Origin of the sequence: Reyranella sp., from assembly GCF_965229815.1 — a bacterium.
Taxonomy (GTDB): Bacteria; Pseudomonadota; Alphaproteobacteria; order Reyranellales; family Reyranellaceae; genus Reyranella.
This window is the reverse complement of record NZ_CBDDJN010000006.1, coordinates 2786161-2805677: the sequence shown is the minus strand read 5'-3', so window position 1 is coordinate 2805677 and position 19517 is coordinate 2786161. Positions and strand designations below refer to the sequence as shown.

Here is a 19517-nt window from a genome sequence, read left to right as displayed (position 1 = left end):
CGGGACCCCATGGCGACGCGTCGATGAGCCCAGCCAAAGCCGTCATCTTCGGTTGCGCCGGCCCCGACCTCACGGCTGAGGAGCGCGCCTTCTTCCGCGACGCCGATCCGCTGGGCTTCATCCTGTTTGCCCGCAACGTCGACACGCCCGAACGGACGCGCCGGCTGACCGACGACCTGCGCGCGGCCGTCGGGCGGGCCGACGCGCCGGTGCTCATCGACCAGGAGGGCGGGCGTGTCGCGCGGCTGCGGCCGCCCCACTGGCGCAAGGCGCCGCCGGCCCGCCTGCTCGGCGACCTCTATCACCGGGATCCCGAGCGCGGTCTCGAGGCGACCCGCCTCAATTCGCGCCTGCTGGCGGCGGACTGTGCCTCCATCGGCGTCGACGTCGATTGCCTGCCGGTGCTCGACATCGCCTTTCCCGAGACCCACGCCGTGATCGGCGACCGGGCCTATTCGGACCGGCCGGAGGCGGTCGCCGCACTCGGCCGGGCGGCCGCCGAGGGGCTGATGGACGAGGGCGTGATGCCCATCGTGAAGCACATTCCGGGACACGGCCGAGCCACCGTGGACAGCCACGAGGCGCTGCCGCGCGTGACGGCATCCCGCCAGGAGCTGGAGCGCACCGACTTCCGGCCCTTCGCCCTGCTGGCCGACCTGCCCTGGGCAATGACCGGGCATCTCCTGTTCGACGCAATCGATCCGCACGCCGCCATCACGGTATCGGCACATGGCGTGAAGGAAATCATCAGGGGCCATATCGGCTTCGACGGCCTGCTCCTGTCCGACGACCTGTCGATGCAGGCGCTGGGCGGGTCGCTCGGCGAGCGGGCGGAACGGTCGCTGGCGGCGGGCTGCGACATCGCCCTCCACTGCAACGGTCGCCGGGACGAGATGACCGATATCGCCGGCCGGGTCGGTCCGATGACCCCGGCGGCCGCCCGGCGCCTGGCCGACGGCCGCGCCTGCCTCGACCGCCATCGCGCGGCACCCGGCACCTCCGGACCGGCGGAAGCCGCCCGACGGCTGGCCGGGCTGCTGCCCGAATGGGGATAAGGCTCGGCCAAATACAGTGGCGGGGGCCGCCGTCGCTGGACTAAACGGGTCTTGCATGAGCGACGCCCAGAGCCCCGCCGCCGACACTTTCGCCACCGCCGGTCCCGACGTGATCGCGCCCGGCGAGGGCGAGCTGATCGTGAACCTCGAGGGGTTCGAGGGTCCGCTCGACCTCCTGCTCACCCTGGCGCGCGACCAGAAGGTCGATCTCCGGCGCATCTCGATGGTGGCGCTGGTCGACCAGTATCTGGCCCATATCGGCCAGGCCCGCCGGATGCGGCTGGAGCTGGCGGCCGACTATCTCGTGATGGCGGCGTGGCTGGCCTACCTCAAGTCGCGCCTGCTGCTGCCCGAGCCGCCGCCCGGCGAGGAGCCCTCGGGCCAGGAGATGGCCGACGCCCTGCAATGGCAGTTGCGCCGGCTGGAGGCCATGCAGGAGGCCGGCGTTCGCCTGATGGCCCGCCCGCAGCTCGGCCGCGACGTCTTCTCGCGCGGCCAGCCCGAGGGCGTCGTGGTCGTGCGTCGCGCCGTCTGGGACGTGAAGCTCTACGATCTGCTGGCCGCCTACGGCCACCAGCTCAAGCCCAAGGACGCCGACACCTACCAGATCGAGCCGATGCAGTTCTTCTCGGTCGAGGAGGCGGCGGAGCGGCTCGGCCGCATGCTGGGCATCGCGATCGACTGGCAGTCGCTCGAGGCCTTCCTGCCGGCCGGCCTCACCGATCCCAGCCGGCGCCGGTCGGCCATGGCCTCGACCTTCGTCGCCGGCCTCCAGCTGGCAAAGGACGGATCGGTCGAGATCCGCCAGACCGAGCGCTTCGGCCCGATCTTCTTTCGCAGGCGTACCGAGCAGGGGTGACCGGACCCATGTCCGAGCAGGAAACCGAGAAACCGACCGACGAGGCCGCCGAAGCTCCGGCAAATCCCGAAACCGAAGGGATGACCGAAGCGTCGACCGAAGGTGTGGCCGAAGCTGCGCCCGAAGCGGCCGCGGCGCCGGCCGGGGGCGTCACCGACGTCGTCTCGCCCGACCATGCGCAGCATCTGCGGCTGCTGGAGGCGCTGATCTTCGCGGGCGCGCAGGCGCTCGACGAGAAGGAGCTGACCGACCGGCTGCCCAACGACGCCGACGTGAGGCGGCTGCTCGCCGACCTTGCCGAGATGTATGCCGGGCGGGGCGTGAATCTGGTGCAGGTCGCCGGCGGCTGGGCGTTCCGCACCGCGCCGGACCTGTCGGAGAAGCTCAAGATCGAGCGGCCGGTGACGCGCAAACTGTCGCGCGCCTCGGTCGAGACGCTGGCCATCATCGCCTATCACCAGCCGGTGACGCGCGCCGAGATCGAGCAGGTGCGCGGCGTCGGCCTGAGCAAGGGCACGCTCGATCTGCTGTTCGAGCAGAACTGGATCCGGCCGATGGGGCGCCGGCGCGCGCCGGGCAAGCCCGTGACGTGGGGCACGACCGACTTCTTCCTCGAGCATTTCGGCCTGTCGGGTCTCGACGACCTGCCGGGCCAGGAGGAACTGAAGGCCGCCGGCCTCTTGGACCCGCGCGTCCAGCCCCCCATATTCCGTCCTGAAGAGCCCGATCTTCCGCTCGAACCGGGAGACGACGAGGCAGACGAGCCTCTCGCTGCCGACGAATCGGGTCGCTAGGCCTCTAAAGCGCCTTATTCGACAGGTTGCCGGGCCTTCCGGCGAGGTGCCATAATCGGGCGGCGCCGACAGCAAACGTTTTTGGGAGCATTTCAAGATGGGTAGCTTCAGCATCTGGCACTGGCTGATCGTGCTGGCCGTCGTGCTGCTACTGTTCGGCGGTCGCGGAAAGATCTCGCAGCTGATGGGCGACTTCGGCAAGGGCCTCTCGGCCTTCAAGAAGGGCGTCGGCGGCAGCGGCGAGGAGACTCCTCCGCAGCAGGCCGGCCAGCCCGGCGACGCCGCCAAGCCGATCTCGGCCCAGACCACGACGACCCCGCCGAACGGCCAGGTCCATCATCAGGACAACGCCGCGAAGGTCTGAGGGAGGGGCCGACCTCGTCGCCCTGACGAAGGCCTTGCACGCCGATGTTCGGTATCGACAGTCCGGAGCTCCTTGTCATCGCCATCGTCGCGCTGGTCGTGATCGGCCCCAAGGAGCTGCCGAGCCTGTTGCGCAGCTGGGGCAAGTGGATGTCCCAGGCGCGCGGGATGGCGGCGGAATTCCGTGGCCATGTCGACGAGATGGTGCGCCAGTCCGAGCTGGACGAGGTGAAGAAGCAGCTCGAATCGGCGCCCGGTCTCGACCTGCAGTCGCTCGACCCGACGCGCGAGATCAAGAGCGCGATCCAGGAAGGGATGGCCGAGGGCGAGAAGGCCATCGCCGAGGGCAAGAGCCTGTTCGACAATCCGCTGGCCGAACCGGAATCGGCGCCGCAGATCGCCGCCGAGCCGCAGCCCGCGGCGGAACCGGCTTCCCTCGTCGCGGAGGCACCCGCGGAGACGCAAGTCTCCGTCGACACGCCGCCCGAGTCGGTCCCGGCGCCCGTCGCCGAGGCGTCGCCACCGCCGGAAGAGAAGCCGGCCAAGGCCGTCGCCGCCGGATAGGCGCCAATTAGCGCTTTGAATTGCCCCTCAAAGGGCGGCATAACCCGGCCCTCACGCTCCGAGCGCCTGCCTTGACCGAAGTTCACGACGGACCCGAAGACGACAAGCCGATGCCGTTGCTCGACCACCTGGTCGAGCTGCGGAAGCGGCTGATCTACGCCCTGCTGGGCTTCCTGGCGGTCTTCTTCATCACGTTCTATTTCGCCAAGCCGATCTTCTCGTTCCTGATCCAGCCGGCGATGAGCGACGGCTACAAGGTCGTCGTCCTCGACATCTTCGAGTTCTTCTTCGTCACGGTGAAGCTGTCGGCCTTCGTGTCGCTGATCGTGGGCTTCCCGCTGATCGCCGTGCAGATCTGGCTGTTCGTGGCGCCCGGCCTCTACCGCAAGGAGAAGCGCGCGTTCCTGCCGTTCCTGGTGGCGACGCCGTTCATGTTCTATGCCGGCTGCGTGGTCATGTACTACGTGGTGATGCCGTACGTGATCAACTTCATGCTGACGCAGTACGTGCCGCCCGACATCGAGAAGACGCTGCGCTCCTCGGACTATCTGGAGCGCGTGCTGCAGCTCGTCTTCGCCTTCGGCTTCGCCTTCGAGATGCCGGTGCTGCTCACCCTCCTGGTCCGGGTCGGCATCGTCACCACGGACGGCCTGCGCTCCAAGCGGCGCTATGCGATCGTCGTCTGCTTCGTCATCGCCGCCGTGCTGGCGCCGCCCGACGTGATCAGCCAGATCGCGCTCGCCGTGCCGCTGCTCGCCTTCTACGAGATCAGCATCATCATCGGCCGCTCGATCGAGAAGCGGCGCGCCGCCGAGGACCGCAAGGCCGAGGAGGCCGAGAACCAGGCCGACGCGGCCGGCGGCTGACCCATGCACGACATCCGATTCATCCGCGAGAACCCCGCTTCCTTCGACGCCGGCCTGAAGAAGCGAAATCTGCCGCCGCTCTCGGCCGAGCTGCTCGAGATCGACAGGCGCCGCCGCGCCGCCATCTCCGAGAGCGAGACTGCCCAAGCCCGACGCAAGGCGCTCAGCCGCCAGATCGGCCAGGCCAAGGCCAAGGGCGAGCCCGCCGACGCGCTGATGGCCGAGGTCGCCGCGCTGGAGACGACCCTGAAGACGGGCGAGGCCGAGGCCCAGCGGCTGGACGAGGAGCTGACGCACCGTCTCGAGGTCCTGCCCAACCTGCCGTTCGACGACGTTCCCGACGGCACCGACGAGACCGGCAACGTCGAGCTGCGCCGCGTCGGCAGCCAGCGCAATTTCGCCTTCCAGCCCAAGGACCATGTCGCGCTGGGCGAGGCCACGGGCATGATGGACTTCGCCTCGGCCGCGAAGATCTCGGGTGCGCGCTTCGTGTTCCTGAAGAAGCACCTGGCGCGGCTGGAGCGGGCGATCGCCCAGTTCATGCTCGACCTGCATACCTCGGAAGAGGGCGGCTACACCGAGGTCAACCCGCCGCTGCTGGTGCGCGACGCCGCCGCCTACGGTGTCGGCCAGCTGCCGAAGTTCGCTGAGGACATGTTCCACACCGACAACGGCTTCTGGCTGGTGCCGACCGCCGAGGTGCCGCTCACCAATCTGGTGAACGACACCATCGTCGAGGAGAAGGACCTGCCGCTGCGCTTCACGGCCTTCACGCCCTGCTTCCGCTCCGAGGCGGGCGCCGCCGGCAAGGACACGCGCGGCATGATCCGCCAGCACCAGTTCCCCAAGGTCGAGCTGGTCAGCATCACCACGCCCGAACAGTCCGATGCCGAGCATCAGCGCATGACCGGCCGCGCCGAGGAGGTTCTGAAGCGTCTCGGCCTGCCGTTCCGCACCATCGTGCTGTGCGGCGGCGACATGGGCCCGGCCTCGCGGAAGACCTTCGACATCGAGGTCTGGCTGCCCGGCCAGAGCGCCTATCGCGAGATCTCGAGCTGCTCGAACTGCGGCGAGTACCAGGCGCGGCGCATGAATGCGCGCTTCCGCCCGAAGGAAGGCAAGGGGACACGCTTCGTGCATACGCTGAACGGGTCTGGCCTGGCCGTCGGCCGCACCCTCATCGCGGTGCTCGAGAACTACCAGAACGAGGACGGATCGGTGACCATTCCCGAGGCGCTGCTTCCCTACATGGGCGGGCTGACGGCGCTGCCGGCGCCCGCGGCGGCGCGGAAATGAAGGCTGCAGACATCGCGCGCAAGCGCATCCTGGTCACCAACGACGATGGCATCAACGCGCCCGGGCTGGAGGCGATGATCGACATCGCCACCCAGCTCTCGCAGGACGTCTGGGTGGTGGCGCCCGAGTACAACCAGAGCGGCGCCGGCCATTCGCTGTCGCTCACCCATCCGGTGCGCGCCCGCCAGCTCACCACGACCAAGTTCGCGCTGGAAGGCACGCCGACGGACTGCGTGCTGTTCGCCGTCAAGCATCTGCTCAAGGACCGCAAGCCCGACATCGTCCTGTCGGGCGTCAACCGCGGCGGCAACATGTCCGACGACGTGACCTATTCGGGCACCATCGCCGGCGCCATGGAGGGCTGCCTGCTCGGCATCCCCTCGATCGCCTTCAGCCAGCCCTACACCCATCCCCAGGGACCGCGCTGGGAGACGGCGACGGAGTTCGGCGCCGACGTCGCCCGCCGCGTGCTCGCCATGGGCATCCCGCGCAACGTGCTGATCAACGTCAACTTCCCCGACGTGGCGCCGTCTTCGGTCAAGGGCGTGCGCGTCACCCGCCAGGGCGTGCGCGGCTTCGGCGGCCACATCGTCGAGCGCACCGACCCGCGCGGCGGCACCTACTACTGGATCGCCTATGCGCCGGGCGAGCACGAGCACGACGAGGAGAGCGATCTCACCTCGGTGCGCGCCGGCTACGTCTCCGTGACGCCGCTGCATCTCGACCTCACGCACGAGGCGACGCGGCGCAAGCTCGCCGCGCAGTTCGCCGCCGATCCCGCTTCGGACTGAGGGGCGCGATGAACGTCCCGGCCATGCAGCGCCTGATCGCCGAGCTGCAGCAGTCGGGCATCTCCGACGAGCGCGTGCTCGGCGCCATCGCCGCGGTCGACCGCGAGCGCTTCGTGACGCCGGCCTTCTCGGAGCGGGCGTGGGAGAACACGGCGCTGCCCATCTCCTTCGGCCAGACGATCAGCCAGCCGCTGGTGGTCGCCGCCATGACCGAGGCGCTGCGCGTGGGCCCGCGCATGAAGGTGCTCGAGATCGGCACCGGGTCGGGCTACCAGGCCGCGATCCTCGCCAAGCTGGCGCGGCGGGTCTACACGATCGAGCGCTTCAAGCCGCTGTCGCGCGAGGCCGAGAAGCGGCTGATCGATCTCGGCATCTTCAACGTCGTGTTCGACATCGGCGACGGCAGCAAGGGCTGGCCGGCCCAGGCGCCGTTCGACCGCATCATCGTGACGGCCGCCGCCGAGGAGCGGCCGCAGGCGCTGATCGACCAGCTGGCGATGGGCGGCATCCTGATCGTCCCGGTCGGCCGCGATCCGACGGCGCAGGTGGTCGAGCGCATCGTCAAGAGCGAGCGCGGCCTGCAGCGCGACACGCTGATGCCGGTGCGCTTCGTGCCGCTGGTCCCGGGCGCGCTCCCGGAGCTGGGGCAGGGATAGTCTTCGCACCGGGCGATGACGACTGTCGTCCCGAGCGAAGCGAGGGACCTTTCCTGGACCGCAAGGTCCCTCGCTACGCTCGGATGACACCGAGTCCGGGCGGCCCTAGGATTTCACCGCAACAACGGGGAGATCAGGGAATGCCCGCCGCAGCAGCCCGCATCCACGAGGTGCCGGACGACCTGCTCGCCGCCATCGACTATTGCTTCGACCAGGGCTGGACCGACGGCCTGCCCGTCGTGCCGCCGCAGGTCGATCGCGTGCACGCCATGCTCGCGGCCGACGACCGGCCGGCCGCCACCGTCATCGCCACGCATCCCGCGACCGGCCTCGAACTGTCGCTGCACGCCGCCGCCGTCAACGCGGTGATGGCCGGCTGCCTGCCGGCGTATTTCCCGGTGCTGGTCGCGGCCTTCGAGGCGATGAACCGGCCGGACTTCAACTTCCACGGTTCGACCGCCAGCACCGGCGGCTCGGCGCCGCTGGTGCTGGTGAGCGGTCCGGTCGGCGAGGAGATCGGCATGAACGCCGACGTGAACCTGTTCGGCCCCGGCAACCGGCCCAACGCCAGCATCGGCCGCGCCGTGCGCCTGATCCTGCGCAACGTCTTCCAGATGATCCCGGGCATTTCCGACAAGTCCACCCAGGGCAATCCCGGCAAGTACAGCCTGTGCGCCGCCGAGCGGATGCGCGGCAATCCCTGGCCGCCGCTCTGCCGCGAGCAGGGCTATCCGGAGGGGACGTCGAGCGTCACCGTCTATGCGGCGGGCGGCTTCTGCAACATCGAGAACCACGGCGGCAACACGCCGGAGCAGGTGCTGGGCTCGGTGGCCGACACGATGGCCAACTACGGCTGCATCACCCTCGGCCAGAGCGTGGTGATCCTGGCGCCGGAGCACATGCAGATCCTCGCCGCCGCCGGCTGGACGCGGCGGCGGGCGCAGGAGTTCCTGTTCGCGGCGGCGCGCCGCTCGGTCGAGGGCATGAAGGGCGTCGGCAAGCATCGCGACCGCGAGTACGATGCCCAGCACGGCGAGCGCGCGCATGCGCTGGCCGAGCCCGGCTTCTTCCATCGCGGCCTCGGGCCGGACGACATCCTGATCACCCTGGGCGGCGGCGATGCCGGCGGGCATTCCTGCTTCCTGCCGTCGTGGAGCCGCGGCCGTGGCTCGATCATGCAGCACGCTGCCATCCGGCCGCTGGCCAACGCCAAATAGGAGGACGATCCATGCAGCTCTACGCCCCGACCGCGACCATGGCGACGCGCAAGCGCACGCGGGCCGCCGCGCTCGCCCGCCTCGACGGCGCGCGGATCGGCATCCTGGAGAACGGCAAGCTCAACGCCGAGGAGATGCTGAACGAGGTCGCCCAGCTCTTCGTGCAGCGCCACGGCTGCACCATCCATCGCCTGGCCTCGAAGAAGAACGCCAGCGCCCCGGCACCCTCGAACACGCTGGTCCAGGTCGCGCCGGAGGTCGACTTCCTCATCACCGGCCTGGGGGATTGAGGCTCCTGCTCAACGTGCAGTTTGCACGACGGCATCAGCTTCGAGCAGCTCGGCAAGCGGGCGGTGGTGATCTGCACCACTCCCTTCGAGGTCACCGCGCGCAACATCGCGCGCGTGCTGGGGATTCCCGACTATCCCTTCGCCAAGGTCCAGCACCCGATCGGCAGCTGCACCCTGCCGGAGCTCAAGGCGCGGGCCGAAGTGGCCTATTCCCAGGCGCTGGCCATCCTGACGGAGGCGTGACGGCCCGCCCGAATTGCATGCAATCGGGCGGAATTGCACTCGATATGAGCAGTCTGGCGCACATTTGCCTACGTTGGCATCGATCTTGTATGCAGGACCGAGGATGCAAGCGGACAATCCGACCCTTGCCGAGAAGCTCGCCAGCGCCATCGCCGACGGCATTCTCGACGGCAGCCTGAAGCCCGGCGAGCGCCTGGACGAGGCTGGGCTGGCGCAGCAGCACGGCGTGTCGCGTACGCCGGTGCGCGAGGCGCTGCGGCAGCTCGCGACCAGCGGCCTGATCGACATGCGCCCGCGCAAGGGCGCCGTGGTCTCCAAGGCCACGCCGGACCAGGTCGAGAGCCTGTTCGTCGCCATGGCCGAGATGGAGGCGACCTGCGCCCGCCTGTCGGCGCTCAGCATGACGCCGATCGAGCGCCGCCGCCTGCAGGCCCGCCACGAGGCCATGATGGCGCTGGCCAAGGCCGGCGACCGCGACGCCTATTCCGATGCCAACATCGCCTTCCATGAGGCGATCTACGCCGGTGCCCACAACGCGCCGCTCGCCGAGTACGCGATGAGCCTGCGCCGCCGGGTCGGCCCGTTCCGGCGCGCGCAGTTCTGGATGGAAGGCCGCCTGTTGCGCTCCAACCAGGAGCACGAGGCGGTCGTGCGCGCCATCGTCTCGGGCGACGCCGCGGCGGCCCACGCCGCCATGCTGCACCATGTCAGCCTCGTCGAGGACGCGTTCGAGGCCTTCGCCGCCATCAACGCCGCCTGAGAGCCCGCGCGACGAGCGCCGGCAGCGGCCGCGAATCGGCCCCAACTAATCGCGGCAGCCCGATTCCCGCCGGAATCCGAATGCAGTAGAATGGGTTCATGAAGACAGCCCCTCGCTTCCCCTCGCGATGGGCCGGCTGGATGCGCACGCTGGGTACAATGGCGGCGCTCTCGGTCGCGCTCGGCGCCTGCTCCAATCCCTTCGGCACCCCCGGCGGCACCATCGAGTATCCCGGTTCCGGCGCCGGGCCCGGTGCGGTGCCGGTCTACGTCGTGAACGAGAAGGACACGGTCGCCAGCGTGTCGCAGCGCTATGGCGTGTCCGAGCACGCCATCATCGACCGCAACAAGCTGAAGCCGCCCTATACGCTGAAGCCCGGCCAGTACCTCGAGCTGCCGGGCGCGCGCTTCGTCGCCGACAATACCGGCGGCGCGACGCCGGCGGCCACGCCGCCCGGACCGGTCAAGCGCGAGGCGCTGGCGCCGCCGCCCGGTCGCGGCGAGCCGCCGAAATCCGCCGCGCCGGCGCCCGCCGCCGGCGAGCCGACGCCGCTCGCCCCGCGCGAGACGAAGACCGTGGAGGCCAAGCCTCCCGAGGCCAAGAGCGTCACCGTCGCGGCGACGCCGCCGCGCTTCGCCTGGCCGCTGCACGGCAAGGTCATCACGCCCTACGGCAGCGCGCCCGGCGGGCAGAAGAGCGACGGCATCGACATCCAGGCCACGACCGGCGCCTCGGTGAAGGCTGCCGACGGCGGCACCGTGATCTACTCCGGCAGCGACGTGGCCCATCTCGGCAACCTGCTGCTGGTGCAGCATCCCGGCGGCTACATCACCGCCTACGGCAACAACGAGGCGCTGCTGGTCAAGAAGGGCGACAAGGTCTCCAAGGGCCAGGTCATCGCCAAGGCCGGCGATTCCGGCGGCGTGGCCAGCCCGCGCCTGCACTTCGAGGTCCGCCGCGGCGGCAGCAAGACGGTCGACCCGCTGAGCGTCCTGCCGGCGCAGTAGCGCCCGGCCGGCCTCGCGGCCCTACGCCGCGATCCCGTCGCGGGACACCCGTCCGACCGCGAGATGCGGGCCGCTGGCGTCGACCAGCACGGCGATCTCGTCGCCGGAGGGCACCAGCTCGTCGGGCGCCAGCGCCGGGTCGAGCAGGGCCTCGGGCTCGTGGCGCAGCCGCACGATCCGGCGTCGCGCCGAGGCGTCGGCGCCGTCGCGCGAGGCGGCCTGGGTATCGAAGATCGCCATCTCGAGGCAGATCGCGTCCTCCACCGGCCCGCCGGGCAGCAGGCCGGCGTCGATCCGGCGCTGCAGCCACAGGCCGAAGCGCCAGGCTTCCCAGCGATACTGCAGGGTGGCGTGCCGGGAGGCCGCCCAGAAGGCCTCGAGCTCGACCATCAGCCGGTCGCCGAGCAGCCGGCAGGAGTGGGGCAGCACCGAATAGACCGGGATCAGGCGGTTGACGCGGTAGAGCGAGCAGTTGACCGACATCGCCTCGTCGCGCGCCATCGCCCCGAGCCGCAGCCGCTCGAGAGCGGTCAGCTCATAGCCGGCGAAGGCGTCGTCGGCCCCGTCGCGCAGCCTGAGGCAGCGCGACGGGGAAGCGATCAGGTCGGCGAAGGCGCGCTGGAAGTCTGCGATCGACATGGCATGGCCTCATCCGTTGACTGCGGCGCGCATGCGCTGCAGCTCGCCCCGCACGCCGTCGGCGCCGAGGCCGGGGAAGTAGGTCTCGTGGAACTCGAAGGTCACGCCTTCGAGGTTCGCGCAGCGCGGCGCCACGCGGTCGAGCAGCCGCCAGACCTCGCCCGGGCAGGCGCCGGCATGGGAATCGAGATAGGCGCCGAACAGCCGGTTGCCGCCCGCCACATGGATCTCGCCCACGGCGTCGAGGTCGAGCCCGTCCAGGAAGCGGTCGGGGTCGAGGCCGAGATTGACCGCGTTGACGTGCAGGTTGTGCAGGTCGAGCAGCAGGCCGCAGCCGGTGCGCCGGACCAGGGCGTTGAGGAATTCCTCCTCGCTCATGTCGCTGCCGGGGACCGGCGTGTGCACCACGCCGTTCTCGAGCAGCAGCCGGGCGCCCAGAATGTCCTGCACGCGCGCCACGCGCTCGCTCAGCAGGTCGAGCAGATCGTGATCCCAGGCCAGCGGCAGGGTGAGGCCGGCATGATGGTCGGGCGTCTCCTCGGTGCGCACGCGCACCGCCGACAGGTGCTCGCTGATCCAGGCGAAGCGGTAGCGGCGATGCCAGGCCGCGAGCTGCAGCACATGGTCGACGTCGAAGGTCGAGCCGCTGGCGATCGACAGGCCGACGCCGTGCGCCACCAGCCGGTGGCGCGACGCCAGCCGGTCGAGCAGCTCGACCTCGTCGGGCAGGGGCGCGAACCGGTCCGGCCGGTTGCGGCCGAAATCCTGCCAGAACCGTTCCGGGATGATCGACAGGAAGTCGACGGCGTCGGGCTCGACCTCGAGCAGGTCGCCGAGCGCGCCGTTGAACAGCAGCCCGACGCCCGCCCGGCCGGTCTGCGGTCGGGGATCGCGGCACGCTCCTGCCCCGGGGTGGATGACCCCGGGGCGCGCGATGCGGGAAGTCTCGACGGCGGGGCGCATGATGCCTCGCGTCAGATGCGCTTCATGGTTTCGAGGTCGATCTTCGCGAGGTTCTCGATCTCCTCGCGCTCGTGGAACCAGATCGGCACGCCGGAATTGCACGGCAGGCAGCCCTTGAGCTTGCCGAGGATGTCCGACAAGGCGGGCTGCAGCTTCACGGTATCGACCAGGCGCGTGCCCTTGGGCACGGTGACCTTCAGCACAGGCTGCATGCCATCGCGAACGAGCTGGATTTCCGCAACGTTGTCCTTGGTCATGAGAGGCTCCGTCGTTTGAGGACGATGCATGGTCCCGATCGGACCATGCGGGCGGTGCCGGGCGCCGACAACGTTCGCCGATGCATCACTCGATGCCGAAGGCTCCTGCCGTCGTCGCATCGTCACGCCTGGCGCGACTCGTACGCGCCGACGGCGAAGCGATCTGTGGCAAAGCCCACCTTGAGTCGTGACGATTTGGCGGCGCGCCGCGCCGCAACGACGTCGTGCGCGACGAAGTCGGCGACCGCCCTACACGATCTTTCCGTCGAGCACGTAGGCGCCCTTGCGGTCTTCGATCTCGAGCACCCAGACGTCGGGATCGCGCGCCACCTGTCGGGCGATGTAGGCATCGGCCTCGGCTTCGGTCACGGGCGTGGGGCCGGTGCCGCGACTCCACGCGCCGCCCTCGTCCATCGAGCTCGCCTGCGTATAGACGGTGACGCCGGCCTCGAAGCGGTTGAGCTTGAGCAGCACGGTGCCGACGTCGGGATCGCCGCGGCGCACGACGGTGGCCGGGATGAAGGCGCGATCGCAGATCCGCACCTGCGCGCTGACCCAAAGGCCGGTCGTCAGTCCCATCACCATGCTTCGCCTCCACTGCCGCCGCCTGCACGGCCCGCAGGATGCGCGCGACTTTACCCTGAGACTTGCCCTTGCCGATGTGGACAGGTTCGGTCATGTAGCCGCCTCGACGATGGCTGCTCCTCCGCTCCTCGCCCTCGACGGCATCCGCTACTCGCTGGGCGACCAGACGATCCTCGACGGCGTCGATCTCGGCATCGCGCCCGGTGAGCGCCTGTGCCTCGTCGGCCGCAACGGCGCGGGCAAGTCGACTCTGCTGCGCATCCTGGCCGGGGTGCCGATCGCCGACTCGGGCACGCGCTTCGCCCAGCCCGGGGCGACCGTCGCGACCCTGCCGCAGGAGCCGGACTTCAGCGGCCATCCCACGGTCGGTCACTATGTCGCCGCCGCGCTTCCCGATGCGCTCGGGCCGGCGGACTGGCGGGTGGCGGCGATCCTGGACGACGTGAAGCTGGACGGCGGGCGCAATCCCGCCGAGCTGTCGGGCGGCGAGGCGCGCCGCGCGGCGCTCGCCCGCGCCCTGGTCGGCGAACCCGATGTGCTTCTGCTCGACGAGCCGACCAACCATCTCGACCTGCCGACCATCGAATGGCTGGAGGAGAAGCTCGGCGCCTGGAAGGGCGCCTACGTGCTGGTGAGCCACGACCGGCGTTTCCTCGCCAACCTCGCGCGCGCGGTGCTGTGGCTCGACCGCGGCATCGTGCGCCGCCTCGACCAAGGCTACGCCGCGTTCGACGAATGGTCGGCCGGCATCCTGGAACGCGAGGCGACCGAGCGGCACAAGCTCGACCGGCTGATCGAGCGCGAGACCGAATGGGCGGGCAAGAGCATCCGCGCCCGCCGCACCCGCAACGAGGGCCGGCTGCGCCAGCTCAACGAGCTGCGCAAGCAGCGCCGGGATCAGATCGGCCCGACCGGGCGCGCCAGCATCGAAGCCGGCCCGGCCGAGCAGTCGGGTGCCCTCGCCATCACCGCCCGCCACATCTCCAAGCGCTTCGGCGAGCGCACCATCGTGCGCGACTTCTCGACCCGCATCTTCCGCCGCGACCGGGTGGGCCTGATCGGTCCCAACGGCGCGGGCAAGACGACCCTGCTGCGCATGCTGATCGGCGAGCTGGCGCCCGACACGGGCTCGGTCAAGCTCGGCGCCAACCTGGTGCCGGTGGTGATCGACCAGCGCCGCGTCGCCCTCGATCCCGACAAGACGCCGTGGGAGATCCTGGCCGACCGCAACGACCATCTGTCGGTGCGCGGCCGGCCGATGCACGTGATGAGCTACCTGCGCGAATACCTGTTCCGCGACGAGCAGGCGCGCCAGCCGGTGCGCACGCTCTCGGGCGGCGAGCGCAACCGGCTGCTGCTGGCCAAGGCGCTGGCCGCGCCGTCGAACCTGCTGGTCCTCGACGAGCCGACCAACGACCTCGATGCCGACACGCTCGATCTCCTGCAGGAGGCGCTGTCGGACTATGACGGAACCGTGCTGCTGGTGAGCCACGACCGCGACTTTCTCGACCGCCTGGTGAGCTCGACCATCGCCCTCGAAGGCGACGGCTCGGCGATCGAGTATGCCGGCGGCTACAGCGACTACCTTGTCCAGCGCGGCCCGCGCCCAGCGCCGCCTACCGCGGCTGCGACCGCGCCGTCCCGCAAGGAGAGGTCGCCGTCCCCGGCCGCCGCCGCGGCGCCGAAGCAGCGGCTGGGCTACAAGCGCGAGCGCCAGCTCGCCGAATTGCCCAGGAAGATCGAGGCCCTGCAGGCCGAGATGGCGACGATCGGCGCCACGCTCGCCGACCCCGGGCTCTATGCGCGCGATCCCAAGGCGTTCACCGCCGGCACCGCGCGCCTCGAGGCGGCCCAGGCCGAGCTCGACGCGGCCGAGACGGAATGGCTGGAACTCGAGATGCTGCGCGAGGAGCTGCAGCGCTGACCGAAGGGGCGGTGCACTGATGCCGTCGTTCCGACCGCAGCCGAGCGAAACGAGGCGCAGCGGAGGAACCTTCGTTCGACAATCCTGCATCCAATCGTCGAGACGAGGTCCCTCCGCTTCGCTTCGCTCCGGTCGGGACGACGATCTTGCCTATGACTTCTTTCGTTCGTAGTGCGCCGCGATCAGGCGCGCCGCCGCGACGGTCACGCGCTTGCCGGTCGGGATGTGCAGGAACTCGTTGGGCCCGTGGGCATTCGAGTGCGGGCCGAGCACGCCGGTGATGACGAACTGCGTGTTGGGGAACTTCTCGCCCAGCATCCCCATGAAGGGGATGGTGCCGCCTTCGCCCATGTAGGCGGCCGGCTGGCCGAACGCCTCCTGCGAGGCCTGGCCGACAGCCGTCTCCAGCCACGGCGCGAGCGGCGGCGCGTGCCAGCCGCTCTGGCCGCCTTCGCCGGCGTCGAACTCGACGGTGGCGCCATAGGGAGGATCGGCTTCCAGCGCCTTCTTGATCGCCTGCACTGCCTGCCTGGCGTCGAGGGTCGGCGGCGTGCGCACGCTGAGCTTGGCCGTCGAGAAGGGCAGCAGCACGTTGCCGGCATTGCCGGGCGTCGGATAGCCGTCCATGCCGACCGTCGCGAGCTGCGGCCGCCAGGTGCGGTTCAGCACCATCTGGCCGAGATCGTCGACCATCGGCCGCGTCGCGCCGGCGAAGGGGAACTTGGTGTAGACCTCCTTGCCCAGCACGCGCGCCGCCGCCTCGGCCTGGGCCATGCGCTGCGGCGGGATCTGGACGTAGAGGTCCGGCAGCTTGAACTCGCCGGTCGCCTCGTCCTCCAGCCGCGACAGCAGCCCGCGCAGGATGCGGAAGGAGGAGGGCACGATCCCCGACGCGTCGCCCGAATGGACTCCCTCGGTCAGCACGCGCACCGTGAGCGTGCCAGAGGCGATGCCGCGCAGGGAGGTGGTGAGCCACAGCCGGTCCCAGTCGCCGCAGCCGGAGTCGAGGCAGACGACCAGCGACGGGTCGCCGATCCGGTCGATCAGGTGGTCGACGTAGAAGGGCAGGTCGTAGCTGCCGGATTCCTCGCAGCCCTCGATCATGATGACGCAGCGCGCGCGCGGCACCTTCTGCTCGCGCAGGCCGAGCAGGGCGGCGAAGCAGGCGTAGATCGCATAGCCGTCGTCGGCGCCGCCGCGGCCGTAGAGCTTGTCGTCCTTGCGCACCGGGATCCACGGGCCCATGCCCTCGGCCCAGCCGACCATCTCGGGCTGCTTGTCGAGATGGCCGTAGAGCAGCACCGTGTCGTCGTTGTCGCCGGGCACGTCGATGAAGATGAGCGGCGTGCGGCCGGGCAGGCGAACGACCTCCAGCGTGGCGCCGGGAAAGGCCTCGAGGTGACGGCGCGCCCAACCCTCCATCAGCGTGACGGCATCCTCCATGTAGCCGTGCTCGACCCATTGCGGATCGAAGGCCGGCGACTTGTTGGGGATGCGGATGTACTCGGTGATCGAGGGGAGGATCGAGTCCTCCCAGAAGGCGTCGACGAAGGGCTTCAGGCGTTCGGTGTCCATGGCGGCATGTTAGAGAGCTTTGCGCATCGTCGCCCGTCCTTTCGCAGGGCAGCGACGCCGCAGCCTCCACGCTGCCCGCCCACGGGCGATGCGTGTAGTCTCCCGGCCGCACAGATCGAAGGAGTGATTTCATGGCCCGGCCTCTTCCCGCGTGGCGATCCCTGCTGTTCGTGCCGGTGACGGCCGAGCGCTTCGTCGCCAAGGCCCATACCCGCGGCGCCGACGCCCTGATCCTCGACCTCGAGGATTCGATCCTGCCGGCGCACAAGGAGGAGGCGCGGGCGGCCATCGCCGCCGCCGTGCCGCGCGTGGCGCAGGGCGGCGCCGACGTCGTCGTGCGCATCAACCGCCCGCTCGAGCTTGCCGTGCCCGACATCGCCGCGGCCGTGATGCCGGGCGTCGCGGCGCTGATGCTGCCCAAGGTGATGGGTCCCGAGCATGTGCGGCTGCTGGCCGAGCTGGTGACGGCGCGCGAGGAGGCGCTCGGCATGGAGGTCGGCCACACCCGCTTCCTCGTCCTGATCGAATCGCCGGCCGCGCTGCCGCATCTCTTCGCCATCGCCGCCGAGCCGCGCATGGCCGGCATGTCGGTGGGCGGAGAGGACATGGCGACCGAGCTCGGCGCCACGCCCTCGGCCGACAGCATGTACGTCTTCGCCATGCAGGGGCTGGCGGCGGCGCGGGCGGCCGGCATCCTGCCGATGGGCTCGATGGGCCAGCTCGCGAAGATCGACGACCTCGTCTCCTATCGCGAGGGCCTGAGGCGCGGCCGGGCACTCGGCTTCACCACGGCGGCCTGCATCCACCCCGCCCACGTGCCGATCATCAACGAGGAATACGGCGCCTCGGCCGCCGAGATCGACCGCGCCCGCCGGCTGATCGCCGCCTTCGACGCCGCCGCCGCGGCAGGCGCGGGGGCCGTCGCCTTCGAGGGCGCCATGATCGACCTGCCGATCGTCATCCGCGCCCGCCGCCTGCTCGACCGCGCGGCGGCCTGGCAGGCATGATCGACGCGGACTACGCCCGCCTTCTCGCGCGGTACGGCCGCTGGCAGAACGGCAGCCTCTACGCCGCGGCCGATCGCCTTTCCGACGCCGAGCGCCGCCGTGAGCGCGGCGCGTTCTTCGGGTCGATCCAGGGAACGCTGAGCCATCTCGCCTGGGCCGACCAGCTATGGCTCAGCCGTTTCACCGCCCGGCCGAAACCAACGGTCGGCATTCCGGATTCGGCCTCGCTCTATGAGGAATGGCAGGAACTCCGGGCTTTGCGGCAGGCGCTCGATGACGAGATCGAGCGATGGGCGATCTCGCTGAGCGACGACTGGCTCGCCGCCGACCTGAGCTACGTCGCCAGCGGCGGAGGCACGAGGAGCGGGCCATGCTGGCGGTTCGTGACTCACTTCTTCAATCACCAGACCCATCATCGCGGGCAGGTGCATTGCCTCCTGACGCAGGCGGGAGCGCCGCCGCCTGAGGACACGGATCTGATCGTCATGCCGGAATCAGGAGACGCGACTGCCGCGCGCCGTCTGTCGTCCTGAGTGCAGCGAAGGATTTCATCGCCCTCGCCGCCGGACCTCAACCGCCGGACGACTCGAGGGACCTTGCTCCGACGCGTTGGGGGGAAACGTCGTGGGCAAGGTCCCTCCGCCATGTGCCCCTGCGGGCCCAGGTTTCGGTGGCGGCTAGGCCGCCTGACGGTAGGTCTGAAAATCGTCCTCGAAGAGATCGCGATCGTCGTAGTCGGACGTCGACGTGTCGCTGAGCGCCATCTCCATCAGGCCGGCGAGGCGAGTGCGGTCGAAGAGGTTCATCTCCTGCGACTGCTGGTAGACCTGCAGCAGGGCCCGCGCCGGCGAGGCGTCGAAGCCGTTCCGCTCGAGCTCGCGAATCTGCGCGCGCTGCTCCATCAACGCCCGCTGTCCCGCCGCGACCCGCGCGATCGCGTCGCGAAGATTGTGTTCGAGGGCAAAGCGATCCATGACTGATGCTCCGGTTCTTTCGCACTGTCGGCGTTTTTCAACGCCCTCTGTCAGCCAACGCAGGTTTTGGTTGAGCGTTGCGATCCAAGACATTGACAATATTGTCGGATGCGGCATTGGCGGTTTTTTCGACCGGATTTGGGCTTTTATGCGCAGTCGCTCTCGGGTTGTGGAAACGACGCGGCGGAAATGGGGCAGAAGAGCGGCGAAGGCAACGATTGCGCAGGCACGACGTTGAGCCGCGCTTCGACCTCGAACATCTGCGCGAAAGGGACGTCCCATGGGCTTGCTCGACATCCTCGGCGGCGGCCGCTCCACCTCCTCGGGACGCCTGTCTCCCATCGCCATGGCGGTGCTGGGCCTTCTGGCCTACCGCAAGCTGAACACGGCGGGCAGGCCGGAAAAGGCGGGCCAGACGGCCGCCGCCGAGCCCGACTTTGCCGACAGGTTGCGCGATTTCTTCCAGCCGTCGGCGACGGGCGGACCGACGGCCAAGGGCGTGATCGGCGCGCTGCTGACCGGCGGTCTGATGGACCTCGTCCGTCAGTTCCAGGGCGCGGGAAAGGCCGACACGGTCGACTCGTGGGTCTCGCGCGGCCCCAACCAGCAGGTCTCGCCGAACGACCTCTCGAAGGTGCTGACCGCGGAGCAGCTTGCGTTTCTCAGCGAGCGCACCGGCCTGTCGCGCGAGGAATTGCTGGCCGGCTTGAGCGAGCGGCTGCCGCAGGTGGTCGACGCGCTCACGCCCGAGGGCCGTGTCCCGACGGCCCAGGAAGTCGAGCGGACCGCCTGAGCGACTGACGAGCGGACCGCGGGACCACGGATCCCTTTC

At 69.9% G+C, this 19517-nt stretch carries 23 protein-coding genes; 17 read left to right on the top strand and 6 right to left on the bottom strand.

The window, feature by feature from the left end; translation table 11 throughout:
* Positions 1–23: 23 nt before the first annotated feature.
* From nagZ to ACO073_RS24785, 13 genes are all read left to right on the top strand, one after another.
* Positions 24–1055: a beta-N-acetylhexosaminidase gene (gene nagZ, locus ACO073_RS24845; protein WP_422001249.1), complete on the top strand. Its 1032-nt coding sequence runs from the start codon at positions 24–26 to the stop codon at positions 1053–1055.
* A 55-nt stretch (positions 1056–1110) separates the two neighbouring features.
* Positions 1111–1914 (top strand): segregation and condensation protein A, encoded by an 804-nt coding sequence (locus ACO073_RS24840; RefSeq protein ID WP_422001247.1) that lies wholly within the window; start codon positions 1111–1113, stop codon positions 1912–1914.
* Between the two features lie 80 nt (positions 1915–1994).
* On the top strand, positions 1995–2708 hold the full coding sequence (gene scpB / locus ACO073_RS24835; protein WP_422001245.1) for an SMC-Scp complex subunit ScpB: 714 nt from the start codon (positions 1995–1997) through the stop codon (positions 2706–2708).
* A gap of 97 nt (positions 2709–2805) precedes the next feature.
* Positions 2806–3072, top strand: a complete 267-nt coding sequence (locus tag ACO073_RS24830; RefSeq protein ID WP_422001244.1) for a twin-arginine translocase TatA/TatE family subunit — start codon at positions 2806–2808, stop codon at positions 3070–3072.
* A 44-nt stretch (positions 3073–3116) separates the two neighbouring features.
* Positions 3117–3635 (top strand): Sec-independent protein translocase protein TatB, encoded by a 519-nt coding sequence (tatB, locus tag ACO073_RS24825; RefSeq protein WP_422001242.1) that lies wholly within the window; start codon positions 3117–3119, stop codon positions 3633–3635.
* A gap of 110 nt (positions 3636–3745) precedes the next feature.
* Positions 3746–4501, top strand: a complete 756-nt coding sequence (tatC, locus tag ACO073_RS24820) for a twin-arginine translocase subunit TatC (protein ID WP_422001240.1) — start codon at positions 3746–3748, stop codon at positions 4499–4501.
* 3 nt (positions 4502–4504) lie between these two features.
* Positions 4505–5797: a serine--tRNA ligase gene (gene serS, locus ACO073_RS24815; RefSeq protein WP_422001238.1), complete on the top strand. Its 1293-nt coding sequence runs from the start codon at positions 4505–4507 to the stop codon at positions 5795–5797.
* A complete protein-coding gene (gene surE / locus ACO073_RS24810) occupies positions 5794–6588 on the top strand; it encodes a 5'/3'-nucleotidase SurE (protein ID WP_422001236.1) in 795 nt (264 codons plus the stop codon). Before serS ends, surE begins: the two co-directional genes overlap by 4 nt.
* An 8-nt stretch (positions 6589–6596) precedes the next feature.
* Complete coding sequence (locus ACO073_RS24805; RefSeq protein ID WP_422001235.1) at positions 6597–7244, top strand: protein-L-isoaspartate(D-aspartate) O-methyltransferase; 648 nt, start codon at positions 6597–6599, stop codon at positions 7242–7244.
* Between the two features lie 140 nt (positions 7245–7384).
* A complete protein-coding gene (locus tag ACO073_RS24800; protein ID WP_422001234.1) occupies positions 7385–8461 on the top strand; it encodes a hypothetical protein in 1077 nt (358 codons plus the stop codon).
* Between the two features lie 11 nt (positions 8462–8472).
* Positions 8473–8994 (top strand): UGSC family (seleno)protein, encoded by a 522-nt coding sequence (locus ACO073_RS24795; protein ID WP_422001232.1) that lies wholly within the window; start codon positions 8473–8475, stop codon positions 8992–8994.
* A 103-nt stretch (positions 8995–9097) separates the two neighbouring features.
* On the top strand, positions 9098–9754 hold the full coding sequence (locus ACO073_RS24790) for a GntR family transcriptional regulator (protein ID WP_422001230.1): 657 nt from the start codon (positions 9098–9100) through the stop codon (positions 9752–9754).
* Positions 9755–9852: 98 nt separating this feature from the next.
* Positions 9853–10761 (top strand): peptidoglycan DD-metalloendopeptidase family protein, encoded by a 909-nt coding sequence (locus ACO073_RS24785; RefSeq protein ID WP_422001228.1) that lies wholly within the window; start codon positions 9853–9855, stop codon positions 10759–10761.
* A gap of 21 nt (positions 10762–10782) precedes the next feature.
* On the opposite strand, the gene ACO073_RS24780 is transcribed toward ACO073_RS24785, so the two are convergent.
* The 4 genes from ACO073_RS24780 to ACO073_RS24765 all read right to left on the bottom strand — a co-directional run bounded on the left by ACO073_RS24780 (position 10783) and on the right by ACO073_RS24765 (position 13205).
* Positions 10783–11400, bottom strand: coding sequence for a hypothetical protein (locus ACO073_RS24780; protein WP_422001226.1), 618 nt, complete (start codon positions 11398–11400; stop codon positions 10783–10785).
* A gap of 9 nt (positions 11401–11409) precedes the next feature.
* On the bottom strand, positions 11410–12363 hold the full coding sequence (locus tag ACO073_RS24775; RefSeq protein ID WP_422001224.1) for a DUF692 domain-containing protein: 954 nt from the start codon (positions 12361–12363) through the stop codon (positions 11410–11412).
* An 11-nt stretch (positions 12364–12374) separates the two neighbouring features.
* Complete coding sequence (locus tag ACO073_RS24770) at positions 12375–12620, bottom strand: hypothetical protein (protein ID WP_422001222.1); 246 nt, start codon at positions 12618–12620, stop codon at positions 12375–12377.
* Positions 12621–12869: 249 nt separating this feature from the next.
* Complete coding sequence (locus tag ACO073_RS24765; protein WP_422001220.1) at positions 12870–13205, bottom strand: DUF1491 family protein; 336 nt, start codon at positions 13203–13205, stop codon at positions 12870–12872.
* A 109-nt stretch (positions 13206–13314) separates the two neighbouring features.
* On the opposite strand from ACO073_RS24765, the gene ACO073_RS24760 reads away from it, so the two are divergent.
* Positions 13315–15129 (top strand): ABC-F family ATP-binding cassette domain-containing protein, encoded by a 1815-nt coding sequence (locus ACO073_RS24760; RefSeq protein ID WP_422001218.1) that lies wholly within the window; start codon positions 13315–13317, stop codon positions 15127–15129.
* A gap of 150 nt (positions 15130–15279) precedes the next feature.
* Here ACO073_RS24760 and ACO073_RS24755 read toward each other — a convergent pair whose 3' ends face one another.
* On the bottom strand, positions 15280–16704 hold the full coding sequence (locus ACO073_RS24755; RefSeq protein ID WP_422001216.1) for a M20 family metallopeptidase: 1425 nt from the start codon (positions 16702–16704) through the stop codon (positions 15280–15282).
* Between the two features lie 131 nt (positions 16705–16835).
* Between ACO073_RS24755 and ACO073_RS24750 the strand changes: the two genes are divergently transcribed.
* Together ACO073_RS24750 and ACO073_RS24745 are read left to right on the top strand one after the other, a co-directional pair.
* The gene (locus tag ACO073_RS24750; protein WP_422001214.1) at positions 16836–17711 is read left to right on the top strand and encodes an HpcH/HpaI aldolase/citrate lyase family protein; all 876 of its coding nucleotides are present in this window, start codon (positions 16836–16838) and stop codon (positions 17709–17711) included.
* Positions 17708–18244, top strand: a complete 537-nt coding sequence (locus ACO073_RS24745) for a DinB family protein (protein ID WP_422001212.1) — start codon at positions 17708–17710, stop codon at positions 18242–18244. Before ACO073_RS24750 ends, ACO073_RS24745 begins: the two co-directional genes overlap by 4 nt.
* Before the next feature lie 144 nt (positions 18245–18388).
* Here the strand turns inward: ACO073_RS24745 and ACO073_RS24740 are convergent, their stop codons facing one another.
* Positions 18389–18685, bottom strand: coding sequence for a hypothetical protein (locus tag ACO073_RS24740; RefSeq protein ID WP_422001210.1), 297 nt, complete (start codon positions 18683–18685; stop codon positions 18389–18391).
* A gap of 280 nt (positions 18686–18965) precedes the next feature.
* Between ACO073_RS24740 and ACO073_RS24735 the strand changes: the two genes are divergently transcribed.
* Positions 18966–19478, top strand: a complete 513-nt coding sequence (locus tag ACO073_RS24735) for a YidB family protein (RefSeq protein WP_422001208.1) — start codon at positions 18966–18968, stop codon at positions 19476–19478.
* The last annotated feature ends 39 nt before the right edge of the window (positions 19479–19517 follow it).